This is a genomic window from Variovorax sp. KBS0712 (assembly GCF_006323185.2).
Taxonomy (GTDB): Bacteria; Pseudomonadota; Gammaproteobacteria; order Burkholderiales; family Burkholderiaceae_C; genus Variovorax; species Variovorax boronicumulans.
Genome location: NZ_VCCD02000005.1, coordinates 322,116 through 334,491 on the forward strand (window position 1 = coordinate 322,116; position 12,376 = coordinate 334,491).

Sequence of the window (12,376 nt, forward strand, 5' to 3'; positions counted from 1 at the left end):
TATATGTGTTAACTAATTGATGCGTTGTGTATCGAGTCGATGCCCAAATTTGGACGCGCACCGAGAAGTAACGCACAGGCTGGGAGCGCCGGGCCGGCGGCGCGGCCCTTCGCGAGACCTCTGGGACACTGGGGCCCATGAATTCCGAAGAAGCTGGCCCACGGGCCCTGTCGCACCTGCACACCCTGGGCCTGCTGACCGACGCCGAACACGCGCAGGCGCTCGCGCACCCCGACCTGCCCAACACGCCGCTGCGCACCCCGAGCGAAGCGCTGGGCTGGGCGGCCGCCAAGGGCATCGTCGCGGCGGAGGCCCTGCCCGGCCTGCGCAGCCGCGCCGCACCCGGCGCGCAAGACGAGGCGCACCGCACCGTGGCGAACGCCGTGGCCATGGTCAGCGGCCAGGCGCCGGCCTGGGTGCTGTTCGAGATCAGCCTCATGGCGAACCGCCTGGAAGACGGCGTGACCGAGAGCGCCCTTGATCAACTGCAGGCGCTGCAGCTGGTCGACCCCGCGCAACATGCACAGGCCCTCAGCCTGCTGCCCGCACAGGAACCCGAATGGGCAGCGCCCGCCTCCCCGGCCGCCACGCTCGCCTGGGCCGTGCGCACCGGCGTGCTGACGCCGGCGCAGCTGCAGGCGCTTGCATCGCCGATGTCCGCGGTCTCGCCGGAAGGCCGGCAGGTCGTGGCCGACGCGCTCGTCCGCACGGAACGCAGCAGCGGCGGGCGCACGAAGACCGTACGCACCCGCAGCGTGACGTGGAGTTCCACGGGCGCCTCCGGCTCGCCCCGCGCGGGCAAGGTGATCGCTGTCGTGGCCGTGGTTGCCGTCGCGCTCTACCTCCTGTTCGCCCGATAGGCGGCAAGGGGTCCCGATAGCGACCGCCTAAAATGCTCGCCCACCGCTTCCCGCCGGGCGGCAAGACACAAGGACCCCGAATGAACTCTCTACGCCGTGCCCTGGCCCTCGGCCTCGCTGCCGCCACGCTCGCCTTCGGTGCCCAGGCCCAGAACCGCGAACTCACCGTGGCCTCCAGCGCCACCTACGCGCCGTTTGCCTTCGAGAACAAGGACAAGCAGATCGTCGGCTTCGACATCGACATCATCAATGCCATCGCCAAGCAGCAGGGCCTGAAGATCAAGATCGTCAACACGCCCTTCACCGGCATCTTCGGCGCGCTGAACAACGGCGACGTCGACCTCGTGATCTCGGGCGTCACCATCAACGAGAAGCGCAAGCAGAGCTACGACTTCACGCCGCCGTACTTCGCGGCCCGCCAGCTGATCGCGCTGCCGAAGAACAGCACCGTGGCCTCGCTGAAGGACCTCACGGGCAAGAAGATCGCCGTGGTCAGCGCCTCCACCGCCGACGACATCGCCTCGCGCGAGTTCGGCAAGACCAGCCCCAACATCCGCCGCTTCGAGAGCACGCCGCTCATCATTTCCGAGCTGGCCGGCGGCGGCGTCGATGCCGCCATGGGCGACAACGGCGTGATCGCCTACCGCGTGGCACAGCACCCCGAACTGAAGACGCTGGACGACAAGTCCTTTCCCGAAGAAGGCTTCGGCATCGTCGTGAAGAAGGGCGACAAGGCGCTGCTCGACAAGCTGTCGGCCGGCCTGGCGGCCATCCGCGCCGACGGCAGCTACGTGACGATCTACAAGAAGTGGTTCAACAAGGACCCGAACGTGCGCTGAGCCGCACGGCATTTTCCTGAACACGGCCGCCCTCACGCGGCCGTTTCGTTTTTTCGCTGACCGACAGATAGACAGAGAGTTGAGGACGCAAGCATGGAACAACCAGTGCTGCTTTTCGGATGGTTCCGCTGGGACATCCTCGTGGAATACAAGGACCTGTTCTGGCAGGGCGCCTGGATGACGCTGCGCATGACCGTGGTCTGCGTGCTGCTGGGCGCGAGCTGGGGCCTGTGCCTGGCGCTGGCGCGGCTGGCGCAGGCGCGCCACGCGCCGTGGACCTGGCTCACGCGCCTGCTGCTGCGCTGGCCGGCCACGGTGTACGTGAGCTTCTTCCGGGGCACGCCGCTGTTCGTGCAGATCCTGCTCATCCACTTCGCGGTGATGCCGGTGTTCATCCACCCGAGCACGGGCATCCTGATCGACGGCGAACTCGCGCGCACGCTCAAGCAGGAGCACGGCGCGCTGATCTCGGGCGTGGTCGCGCTCACGCTGAACTCGGCGGCCTACATCTCCGAAGTGTTCCGCGCCGGCATCCAGTCGATCTCGCGCGGGCAGTTCGACGCCGGCCGCTCGCTGGGCCTGAGCCCCGCGCAGGTGATGCGCTACGTGGTGCTTCCGCAGGCCTTTCGCCGCATGCTGCCGCCGCTGGGCAACAACGCGATCGCGCTGCTCAAGGACACCTCGCTGGTGTCGGCCATCGGCCTGGCCGAGCTGGCCTACGCCGCGCGCACCGTGGCCGGCGCCTATGCGCGCTACTGGGAGCCGTACCTGGCGATCTCGGTGGTGTACTGGGTGATGACGCTGGTGCTGACGACCTTGCTTCGCCGTCTCGAACACCGTCTCGCGCGCAGCGACCGGGGCTAGGCGCGCCGCCTCGCGCCACAATAGCGCGACATGCCGCCCATATCCCCCGAAGAGACACCCCTCCCGCCGGCCCGGCCGCAGCCCTCGAACCTCGCGGCGCTCGAGCCCCTGAAGCTCCCCGTGTTCCGCATGCTGTGGAGCACCTGGCTCATCGCCAACATCTGCATGTGGATGAACGACGTGGCGGCGGCGTGGATGATGACCTCGCTGACCACCTCGCCGATCTGGGTCGCGCTGGTGCAGTCGGCCTCCACTCTGCCGGTGTTCCTGCTCGGTCTTCCGAGCGGCGCGCTGGCCGACATCCTCGACCGCCGGCGCTGGCTGGTGGCCACGCAGTTCTGGCTGGCCGGCACCGCCGTGGTGCTGTGCGCCGCCATCGCGCTCGACGTGATGACCGCGCCGCTGCTGCTGGCGCTCACCTTCGCCAACGGCATCGGGCTGGCGCTGCGCTGGCCGGTGTTCTCGGCCATCGTGCCCGAGCTGGTGCCGCGCCAACAACTGCCGGCGGCCCTGGGCCTGAACGGCATCGCCATGAACGCCTCGCGCATCGTCGGCCCGCTCACGGCCGGCATGCTGATCGCGAGCGCGGGCAGCGTGTGGGTGTTCGCGTTGAACGCCGTGCTGTCGGTGGCCTCGGGCTTCGTGGTGCTGCGCTGGCGCCGTGAGCACACGCCCAACCCGCTGGGGCGCGAGAAGCTCATCAGCGCGATGCGCGTGGGCGTGCAGTTCGTGCGCCAGTCGCAGCGCATGCGGGCGGTGCTCACGCGCGTATCGCTGTTCTTCTTCCATTCGACGGCGCTGCTGGCGCTGCTGCCGCTGCTGGCGCGCAACCTCCAGGGCGGCGGCGCCGGCACCTTCACGCTGCTGCTGGCCGCCATGGGCACGGGCGCGATCATCGCGGTGCTCTTCCTGCCGCGGCTGCGCCAGGCGCTGGGGCGCGACCAGCTGGTGCTGCGCGGCGCCATGCTGCAGTCGGCCGCCACCGCCGTGATGGCCGTGGCGCCCAACGCCTGGGTCGCGGTGCCGGCGATGTTCTTCGGCGGCATGGCGTGGATCACGGTGGCCAACTCGCTGTCGGTGTCGGCCCAGCTGGCGCTGCCCGACTGGGTGCGCGCGCGCGGCATGTCGACCTACCAGATGGCGATCATGGGCGCGAGCGCGATCGGCGCGGCGCTGTGGGGCCAGGTGGCCACCGTCACGTCGCTGAAGCTGAGCCTGGCCATCGCCGCCGTGAGCGGCACGCTGCTGATGCTCGCGGCCATGCGCTGGGTGACCGATGTGAGCGGCGAGGACGACGTGCGCCCGGCCCAGGCGGGCTGGGCCACCGGCCCGCCGGCCGAGGCGCCGCAGGAAGACGGGCGCGTGGTGATCACGGTCGAGTACCTGATCGACCCGTCGCGCGCCGCGGCCTTCCACCTCGTGATGCAGCAGACCCGGCGCGCGCGCCTGGGCCAGGGCGCCATCGGCTGGGAGCTGCTGCACGACATCGCGCAGCCCGAGCGCTACGTGGAGCAGATCGTGGACGAGTCGTGGACCGACCACCTGCGCCGCTTCAACCGCGCCACGGCCGCCGACATGGCGCTGCGCGAGCGCCGGCTGGCCTTCCACCTGGGCGAGTCGCCGCCGGTGATCACGCGCTTCGTGGTGCGGCGCTGAGCAGGGCCGTCAGCGGAAGAACGCCAGCCGCGCGAGGAAGGTGTGGTCGGCCTCCGCCGCCATCAGCCCGACCAGCACCAAAAGGCACAGCGGCGGCAGCAGGATCGCGTAGACCAGCGCCATCCGCTCCCACGCCATGTGCATGAAGACCGCGACGATGAGCCCGGCCTTGAGCAGCATGAAGACGATGATCAGGCCCCAGCGCAGGTAGCTCTGCACATGGAAGTAGTCGACCATGTACGACATCGCGCTGAGCACGAACAGGAGCCCCCAGATCTTCAGGTACAGGCCGATCGGGTGCTGCTGGCCGGTGGTGGCGTGGGTGGTGTTCATGATGATGGTCCTCACCAGAGATAGAACAGCGCGAAGATGAAGACCCACACCAGGTCGACGAAGTGCCAGTACAGGCCCACGATCTCGACCACCTGGTAGTTGCCGGCCTTGTCGTAGTCGCCGCGCATCAGCTTGAAGGCCACCGTGAACAGCAGCACCACGCCGGCCGACACGTGCAGCCCGTGGAAGCCCGTGATCATGAAGAAAGCCGCGCCGAACTGCGCCGCGCCCATCGGGTTGCCCCAGGGCCGCACACCCTCCTCGAGGATCAGCTTGGACCACTCGAAGGCCTGCATGCCCACGAAGAGCTCGCCGAAGGTGGCGGTCACGAGCATCAGCGTGGCGGCGTTCACGCGGTCGCCGCGGTAGGCGAAGTTGACCGCCATCGCCATCGTGCCGCTGCTGCTGATGAGCACGAAGGTCATGATCGCGATCAGCAGGAGCGGCACGTCGGCCCCGCCCACGTGCAGCGCGAACACCTCGCTCGGGTTCGGCCACGCCGCGGTGGTCGAGACGCGCACCGTCATGTAGCCCGTGAGGAAGCAGCTGAAGATGAAGATGTCGCTCAGCAGGAAGATCCACATCATCGCCTTGCCCCACGAGACCTGGAAGGCCTGGCGGTCGGACGACCAGTCGGCCACCAGCCCGCGCCAGCCGCTCGCGGCGACGGCGGAGCCGGTGAGGGTTGCGGTGGTGGGGTTCATGCGAAGCCTCCTCACGCCGTGCCGCAGAGGACGCGCGCCACCTCCGGCGTCACCCACCCCAGCAGCGCGAACAGTGCCAGCCACACGGCCAGCATGAAGTGCCAGTAGCGCGCGCACAGCGCGATGCGCCATCCGGCCCGGGCGGGATCGGCCCACGCGACGCGCGCCGCCATCGCCCACCCGACCAGCCCGCCCGCCAGGTGCAGCCCGTGCATGGCGGTCAGCAGGTAGAAGAAGCTGCCCGACGGGTTGCCGGCCGGCAGCACCTGCGCGTGCGCCATCGCGGCCCAGGCCCACAGCTGCACGCACAGGAAGCCCACCGCGCACAGGCCGCCGGCCAGCAGCAGGCGGCGCATGCGCACCGGGTCCACGCGGCGCGAGGCGGCTTCCAGCGCCACGCTGCCCGCCGCCAGCAGCGCCGAGCTGAGCCACAGCTGCCACGGCAGCGCGAGCGCGACCGCGTCGCCGCTGCTCATGCGCATCACGTAGGCCACGGTGAAGAGGGAGAACAGCGCGGTGACCACGCCCATGAAGACCCACAGGCCGATTCCCGCTGCGCTCGCGTGCGCGTCGCGCAGCCGAACGTCACGCGGCAGGCCGCGCAGGCGCAGGGCGGCGTCCGCGTTCATGCCGGGGCTCCCCGCGCGCCGCGCACCGGCACGTCGTTCTCGTCGTCGCTGGCCTGCGGCGGCGCGTTCTGCGCGATGAAGTCTTCCGCCGCGCCCGGCACGCCGTAGGCGTAGGCCCAGCGGTAGGCCACGGGCAGCCGCGGCCCCCAGTTGCCGTGGCCGGGCGGCGTTTCGGGTGTCTGCCATTCGAGCGAGGCGGCGCGCCACGGATTGGCGCCGGCCGGCCGGCCACGCCAGGCGCTCCAGGCCAGGTTGGCGATGAAGAGCAGCTGCGCCGCGCCGACCACCAGCGCGACCACGGTGATGAATTCATTCAGGCTGAAGGCCGACGGCGGAATGAACTTGTAGCCGTCGAAGTTGTAGTAGCGCCGCGGCATGCCCAGCACACCGAGGTAGTGCATCGGGAAATAGATCGCGTAGGTGCCCAGGAAGGTGATCCAGAAGTGCAGCCGGCCGATCCGGTCGTCCAGCATGCGCCCGGTGATCTTGGGGAACCAGTGGTAGATGCCGCCGAACACCACCAGGAGCGGCGCCACGCCCATCACCATGTGGAAGTGCGCCACCACGAAGTAGGTGCCCGACAGCGGGATGTCCACGCTCACGTTGCCCAGGAACAGGCCCGTGAGCCCGCCGATGACGAAGGTGCACATGAAGGCCAGCGCGAACAGCATCGGCACCGACAGGTGGATGTCGCCGCGCCACAGCGTGAGCAGCCAGTTGTAGACCTTGATCGCGGTGGGCACCGCGATGACCAGCGTGGTGGTCGCGAAGAAGAAGCCGAAGTACGGGTTCATGCCGCTCACGAACATGTGGTGCGCCCACACCACCACGCTGAGCCCGCCGATGGCCACGATGGCCCACACCATCGTGCGGTAGCCGAAGATGCGCTTGCGCGCGTGCACGCTGATCAGGTCCGACACGATGCCGAAGGCCGGCAGCGCCACGATGTAGACCTCGGGATGGCCGAAGAACCAGAACAGGTGCTGGAACAGCAGCGGGCTGCCGCCCTTGTAGCCCGTGACCTGCCCCATCGACACCAGCGCCGGCATGAAGAAGCTGGTGCCCATCGTGCGGTCGAGCAGCAGCATCACGCCGCTGACGAACAGCGCCGGAAAGCCCAGCAGCGCCAGCACCGTGGCCACGAAGATGCCCCACACCGTGAGCGGCATGCGCAGCAGCGTCATGCCCCGGCAGCGCGCCTGCAGCACGGTGGTCGCGTAGTTCAGGCCGCCCATGGTGGTGGCCACGATGAAGATCAGCAGCGACACCAGCATCAGCACGATGCCGCCGCCGTGGCCCGGCGTGCCAGGCAGGATCGACTGCGGCGGGTACAGCGTCCAGCCCGCGCCGGTGGGGCCGCCCGCGACGAAGAAGCTCGCCATCAGCACCACCACCGACAGCAGGTAGACCCAGAAGCTCAGCATGTTGAGGTAGGGAAACACCATGTCGCGCGCCCCCACCATGAGCGGGATCAGGTAGTTGCCGAAGCCGCCGAGGAACAGCGCCGTGAGCAGGTAGATCACCATGATCATTCCGTGCATGGTCACGAACTGGTAGTAGCGCTCGGCGTTGATGAACTCGAACTGGCCCGGAAAGCCCAGCTGCAGCCGCATCAGGTTGGACAGCACCAGCCCGACCACGCCCACCGCGATGGCGGTGCAGGCGTACTGCACGGCGATCACCTTGTGGTCCTGGCTCCAGACGTAGCGGCGCAGGAAGCCCTGTGGCGCCGGGTGGCCGGCGTCGTCGTCATGGTCATCGGCATGAGTGAGCACAGCAGCGTCGGTCATCGCGCGGCCTTCTGTTCGGTGGCAGCCTGCGCCGGCGGGCTGCCCAGACTCTGGATGTAGGCCACCAGCGCGGCCAGTTCCTCGTCGCTCAGGTCGATCTTCGGCATCACCGGCGGGAAGCCCTTCACGTGGCGCGCCTGCGGGTCGCGGATGAAGCTGCGCAGATAAGCCTCATCGACCCGCGCCGTGCTGCCGTCGGCCATCGACTCGTTCTTGCCGTACAGGCCCTTCCAGGTCGGCCCCACGCGCGCGCTGCCGTCGACGGTGTGGCAGGCCACGCAGCCCTTGGCGTCGGCCAGCGCGCGGCCCTGGTCGACGCGGCCGCCACCGCCGGCCGGTGCCTGGGCAGCCTGCGTCGCCTTGGCCGCTTGCGCCAGCTGCATCGCGCCGAAGGTCGGCAGCGCCGTGCGCCAGGCGTCGTAGGCCGCCGCGTCCTCCACCACCACGAAGCCGCGCATGTTCGGATGGCCCACGCCGCACAGCTGCGCGCACAGCGCCTCGTAGCGGCCCGCGACGGTCGGCGTGAACCAGAAGCGGCTCACCTGCCCCGGCACGATGTTCATGCGGGCGCGGATGGGGGGCACAAAGAAGTCGTGCAGCACGTCGTGGGAGCGCATCAGCACCAGCACCGGCTGGCCGATCGGCAGGTGCACCTCGTCGCCGGGGACCAGCAGGTCGTCCCGCCCCGCCGCGTCGGCCGGGTCGAGCCCGAACGGATTGCCGGCGCTGACGAAGCGCGCATCGGTCGCGCCCAGCTTGCCGTCCGCGCCCGGCAGGCGGAAGCGCCACTGCCACTGCTGGCCCAGCACCTCGAGCACGCGCGCGTCATGCGGCGTGCGCACGTAGTTCGCGTACACCACGAGGCCGGGCGCCAGCAGCGCCATGATGCCGACGGTGGTGGCGCCGATCAGCCAGCGCTCGAGCGTCTTGTTCTCAGGCGCATGCGGCGCCACGCGGCGCCCTTCGCGGTGGCGAAAGCGCACCACGGTGTAGGCGAGGAACACGTTGATGACGACGAAGAACAGGCCCGTGATGACCAGCGTGATGGTCAGCGTGTCGTCCATGCGCTGCCAGTTGGAGGCCAGCGGCGTCGTCCACCACGGGTTGACGAGGTGGAACGCCACCGAGGCCCCCACGATGAGCAACAGGACGACGGCGATGGTCATGTGCTGCGCTCCCTGGGGTGGCCATCGGGGGTTCCGGGGATCGCATGCGCGGCGGCTTCAGCGGATCGCCGGGATCCGCGGCTCTTCGCCCTCGAAGCGGGCCTCGGGGTGCGTGGCCTCCAGCATCGCCTCGACCTCGCGCACGCGCGACGGCGGCAGGTCGACCATCAACAGGACCTGGCCCTGCGCGATGGCGCTTTCGAAGCGCGCCAGCCGCGGGCTCGGGATCGACACGCCGACCATGGTGGCCGACCACGCGCCCACCACGCCGCCCAGCAGCGCCAGGCCCACGGCCACGGCCCATTCGGGCTCGTCGCCGAACACGGGGAACAGCAGCGCGGCCAGCAGCCCGACGACCACGCCGCAGGCGGTGCCGAGCACCCAACCGGTCTTGGCGGCGTGAACGAGGTCGGAGGTCTGCCAGACGTTGGCCGCATGGAGCCCGGCCATGTCCTGGCCTTCGCGTGCGGCGAAATGCAGGTGCGCGATGTCGACACGCGCCTGCAGCAGATCGTGCATCGCCTGCCTGGCACTCGCCAGGTCCGGCAACAGCCAATAGATGCGTCTTTTCACGGCGCCTCCTTTCCGTCTTGCGACGAGCAAGAGACCATGCTTGAGTTATAGGCTCAACAAGGGCCGCATTCAAGTCGGCGCGCCATCGGGACCGACCCGGTGAGTACGGAAGTTCGTCGGTTTCCAGAAGGGCAATTGCACTGAATAATCCGCCGCTCCAGGCCCCCACGGCCTCATGAAAAACAAGAAGGAGCAGACGACATGCGCATGGAGCGAGGCCCCCGGTTTTCCCACTTTTCTCGGTTTTCTTTTCCCCGCCGTCATCCGGCATCCCCCCTTCCCTGGCTCGCGGCCGCCCTTGCAGGGCTCGCAGGCGGCGCCGCGCACGCGGCCTGCGGCCCCACCGCCACGCCGGTCACCGGCGACACGGTGGTCTGCGACGGCACCACGACCGTATCGCCCAGCGTGATCGCCACGCCGGGCAGCACCGGCGTCACCATCACCGTGAACAGCGGCGCCACGCTGACCACCAACGCCACGCAGGCGCTGCTGGTGCGCGATGCGAGCACCATCACCAACAACGGCACGATCACGGTGTCGGGCGGCTCGGGCTCGGCGCGCGCGGCGATGGTCGCCACGGGCAACGACAACACGCTGACCAACAACGGCACCCTGAGCACCACGAGCAGCGGCACCGCGGGCATCCTGGTGACGTCGAACAGCAGCACGCGCACCCTCATCACCAACAACGGCAGCATCGGCACCACGGGCCTCAGCTCGCACGGTATCTCGTTGCTGGGCCCGGGCAACACGGTGGTCAACAACGGCAGCATCTCGACCATCGGCACCTCGGCCAAGGGCGTGTACCTGCAGGGCGGCAACCTCGTGGCCAACCTGCTGGTGAACACCGGCAGCATCGCCACCACGGGCGCCAACTCGCCGGCGGGCGGCGCCGACGCGGTGCATGCGAACACGCTCGGCGGCAGCTTCTTCTCGCGCGTGGAGAACCGGGCCGGCGCCACGCTCTCGAGCGCCAACGGCTACGGCTACCGCGGCCAGAACGGCAACGACGTGATGGTCAACGCCGGCACCATCGAAGGCCACGGCGGCACCGCCAGCACCGACGCGATCTACATGGGCGCGCTCGGCAACGGCACGTTGATATTGCAGACCGGCTCGGTCATCAAGGGTGGCGCCGACGGCGGCGTCGGCAAGACGGCCAGCACCTTTCTCGAAGGCAGCGGCACGGTCGACAACGCCTTCCGCAACTTCCAGCACCTGACGATGCGCGGCACCGCGTGGTCGTGGCAGACCGACGCGAGCTTCTCGGATTCGATCCGCGTCGAGTCCGGCCGCTTCACCCTGCCCGCCACGCTGACCAGCCCGGTCATCGCGGTGTTGCCCGGCACCACCGTGGCCGGCACCGGCACCTTCGCGGGCAACGTCACCAACCAGGGCACGCTGCTGCCCGGCCCGAACGACGGCGTCGGTTTCGGCGCCTTCACGGTGCGCGGCAACTACGTGGGCGGCAGCGGCGCACTGCTGCAGGTCAACACCGTGCTGGCGGGCGACAACGCACCCTCGGACAAGCTGGTGATCGACGGCGGCGCGGCCACGGGGTCCACCGGCCTGCGCGTGGTGAACCGCGGCGGCCTGGGCGCGCCCACGCTGGCCGACGGCATCCTGGTGGTGCAGGCCGTCAACGGCGGCACCACGGCCGACCACGCGTTCTCGCTGACCCATGCGGTGGAGGCCGGTGCCTACAACTACCGGCTGTTCCGCGGTGGCGCGACAGGCGGCAACCGCGACAACTGGTACCTGCGCAACAACGGCTACCTCGTGGGCGGCACCGTGGTGGGCTCGCTGGAAGAAGCCGCCGAGGTGATCGCCGAGTCGGGCTCACCCGCGACGGTGGAGCAGGTCAAGCTCTACCGGCCCGAGGTGCCGCTGTACAGCGCCCTGCCGATCGCCGTGCGCCGCCTCGGGCTGGCGCAGCTGGGCACCTTCCACGACCGGCAGGGCGATGCGCAACTGCTCGCGGACGGTGAAGGCCGGCAGGCCTCGTGGGGCCGCGTGTTCGGCGAAAGCACGCGGCAGCGCCTGCGCGGCGATGCGAATCCGCAGTTCGACGGCAGCGTCAGCGGCCTGCAGCTGGGCCACGACTTTCTGGCGACCACCGACGGCGCGGGCGGACGCCACCGCGTCGGCGTGCTGGGCGGCTACACGCGGGCCAGCGGCCACGCGAGCGGCGTGGCCGGCGGCGCCACCAACGAGGCGGCCGGCCGGCTCACCGTCGAGGGCTACAGCCTGGGCGCCTACTGGAGCGCGCATCGCGCGCAGCGGCTGGTACAGCGACGCCGTGCTGCTGGCCACGCGCTACAAGGCCGATGCGCGCTCCACCTTGGGGCGCGGCGGCCGCCCGCACGGCACCAGCGTGACCGCATCGCTGGAGGCCGGCTACCCGCTGGCGCTGAGCGACACCGTCACGCTGCAGCCGCAGGTGCAGCTCATCTGGCAACGCAGTTCGCTCGACGACTTCGACGACGGCCTCGCGCGCGTGCGCTTCGAGCGCGACAACGCCGTCACCGGCCGGCTCGGCGCGCGGCTCGAAGGCCGCTTCGAGGCGGGCGGCGGCGTCTGGAAGCCCTACCTGAAGCTCAACCTGTGGCACACCTTCAGCGGCAGCAACGCGATCTACTTCGGGCCGAGCGATCGGGTCGCCAACCGCCGCAACGCGAGCGCCCTCGAAGTGGGCGGCGGCATCGTCGGGCAGGTGAACAAGACGCTGTCGGTCTACGGCGGCCTGGCCTACACCAGCGCCATCGGCATCACCGAGCAGACCGGCGTGCAGGGGCAACTGGGGCTGCGCATGCGCTGGTGACCCCGGGGCGCCGGGCGCCCGGACGGCTCGACTTTTGACCGTCCGTGTAAATTTGATGGCATGCGGTTTGCTTGATAAATATCAACGGGTATCCACGGATAGCCAGTCTTTTTTGACCGTATGGATAATTTAGCCCATCAT

At 69.5% G+C, this 12,376-nt stretch carries 11 protein-coding genes and 1 pseudogene; 6 read left to right on the plus strand and 6 right to left on the minus strand.

From position 1 onward, the window contains the following. Positions 1-137 precede the first annotated feature (137 nt). The 4 genes from FFI97_RS32200 (at position 138) to FFI97_RS32215 (ending at position 4,219) form a co-directional block, all read left to right on the plus strand. The gene (locus tag FFI97_RS32200; protein ID WP_139700770.1) at positions 138-860 is read left to right on the plus strand and encodes a hypothetical protein; all 723 of its coding nucleotides are present in this window, start codon (positions 138-140) and stop codon (positions 858-860) included. An 80-nt stretch (positions 861-940) separates the two neighbouring features. Continuing rightward, a complete protein-coding gene (locus FFI97_RS32205; protein WP_062479619.1) occupies positions 941-1,699 on the plus strand; it encodes a basic amino acid ABC transporter substrate-binding protein in 759 nt (252 codons plus the stop codon). Between the two features lie 93 nt (positions 1,700-1,792). Beyond that, positions 1,793-2,563 carry an amino acid ABC transporter permease gene (locus tag FFI97_RS32210; protein WP_139700772.1) on the plus strand — a complete coding sequence of 257 codons (771 nt, stop codon included), beginning with the start codon at positions 1,793-1,795 and terminating at the stop codon, positions 2,561-2,563. A gap of 30 nt (positions 2,564-2,593) precedes the next feature. Beyond that, a complete protein-coding gene (locus tag FFI97_RS32215; protein ID WP_095950483.1) occupies positions 2,594-4,219 on the plus strand; it encodes an MFS transporter in 1,626 nt (541 codons plus the stop codon). A 9-nt stretch (positions 4,220-4,228) separates the two neighbouring features. Here the strand turns inward: FFI97_RS32215 and FFI97_RS32220 are convergent, their stop codons facing one another. Genes FFI97_RS32220 through FFI97_RS32245 form a run of 6 tightly spaced genes read right to left on the minus strand, consistent with a single transcriptional unit; the run spans position 4,229 to position 9,414 of the window. After that, entirely contained in the window at positions 4,229-4,552 is a 324-nt protein-coding gene (locus tag FFI97_RS32220; RefSeq protein ID WP_062479625.1) for a cytochrome C oxidase subunit IV family protein, read from the minus strand. Positions 4,553-4,563: 11 nt separating this feature from the next. Further along, a complete protein-coding gene (locus FFI97_RS32225; RefSeq protein WP_139700774.1) occupies positions 4,564-5,256 on the minus strand; it encodes a heme-copper oxidase subunit III family protein in 693 nt (230 codons plus the stop codon). Between the two features lie 11 nt (positions 5,257-5,267). Beyond that, positions 5,268-5,885, minus strand: coding sequence for a bb3-type cytochrome oxidase subunit III (locus tag FFI97_RS32230; protein WP_139700775.1), 618 nt, complete (start codon positions 5,883-5,885; stop codon positions 5,268-5,270). Further along, positions 5,882-7,675, minus strand: coding sequence for a cbb3-type cytochrome c oxidase subunit I (locus FFI97_RS32235; protein WP_139700777.1), 1,794 nt, complete (start codon positions 7,673-7,675; stop codon positions 5,882-5,884). The genes FFI97_RS32230 and FFI97_RS32235 overlap by 4 nt, the downstream gene beginning before the upstream one ends. After that, entirely contained in the window at positions 7,672-8,841 is a 1,170-nt protein-coding gene (locus tag FFI97_RS32240; RefSeq protein WP_139700779.1) for a c-type cytochrome, read from the minus strand. Before FFI97_RS32240 ends, FFI97_RS32235 begins: the two co-directional genes overlap by 4 nt. 57 nt (positions 8,842-8,898) lie before the next feature. Beyond that, complete coding sequence (locus FFI97_RS32245) at positions 8,899-9,414, minus strand: hypothetical protein (protein ID WP_062479635.1); 516 nt, start codon at positions 9,412-9,414, stop codon at positions 8,899-8,901. A gap of 1,224 nt (positions 9,415-10,638) precedes the next feature. On the opposite strand from FFI97_RS32245, the pseudogene FFI97_RS34225 reads away from it, so the two are divergent. Together FFI97_RS34225 and FFI97_RS34230 are read left to right on the plus strand one after the other, a co-directional pair. Then, a pseudogene (locus FFI97_RS34225) lies at positions 10,639-11,118 on the plus strand (autotransporter outer membrane beta-barrel domain-containing protein); the annotation flags it as partial. A gap of 346 nt (positions 11,119-11,464) precedes the next feature. Continuing rightward, complete coding sequence (locus FFI97_RS34230) at positions 11,465-12,235, plus strand: autotransporter domain-containing protein (protein ID WP_260685259.1); 771 nt, start codon at positions 11,465-11,467, stop codon at positions 12,233-12,235. Positions 12,236-12,376 lie beyond the last annotated feature (141 nt).

Coding starts and splice junctions, on each gene's coding strand:
- FFI97_RS34230 (WP_260685259.1), top strand. CDS start 11,465: ATGCGAATCCGCAGTTCGACGGCAGCGTCAGCGGCCTGCAGCTGGGCC.
- FFI97_RS32215 (WP_095950483.1), top strand. CDS start 2,594: ATGCCGCCCATATCCCCCGAAGAGACACCCCTCCCGCCGGCCCGGCCG.
- FFI97_RS32225 (WP_139700774.1), bottom strand. CDS start 5,256: ATGAACCCCACCACCGCAACCCTCACCGGCTCCGCCGTCGCCGCGAGC.
- FFI97_RS32230 (WP_139700775.1), bottom strand. CDS start 5,885: ATGAACGCGGACGCCGCCCTGCGCCTGCGCGGCCTGCCGCGTGACGTT.
- FFI97_RS32240 (WP_139700779.1), bottom strand. CDS start 8,841: ATGACCATCGCCGTCGTCCTGTTGCTCATCGTGGGGGCCTCGGTGGCG.
- FFI97_RS32205 (WP_062479619.1), top strand. CDS start 941: ATGAACTCTCTACGCCGTGCCCTGGCCCTCGGCCTCGCTGCCGCCACG.
- FFI97_RS32235 (WP_139700777.1), bottom strand. CDS start 7,675: ATGACCGACGCTGCTGTGCTCACTCATGCCGATGACCATGACGACGAC.
- FFI97_RS32210 (WP_139700772.1), top strand. CDS start 1,793: ATGGAACAACCAGTGCTGCTTTTCGGATGGTTCCGCTGGGACATCCTC.
- FFI97_RS32220 (WP_062479625.1), bottom strand. CDS start 4,552: ATGAACACCACCCACGCCACCACCGGCCAGCAGCACCCGATCGGCCTG.
- FFI97_RS32200 (WP_139700770.1), top strand. CDS start 138: ATGAATTCCGAAGAAGCTGGCCCACGGGCCCTGTCGCACCTGCACACC.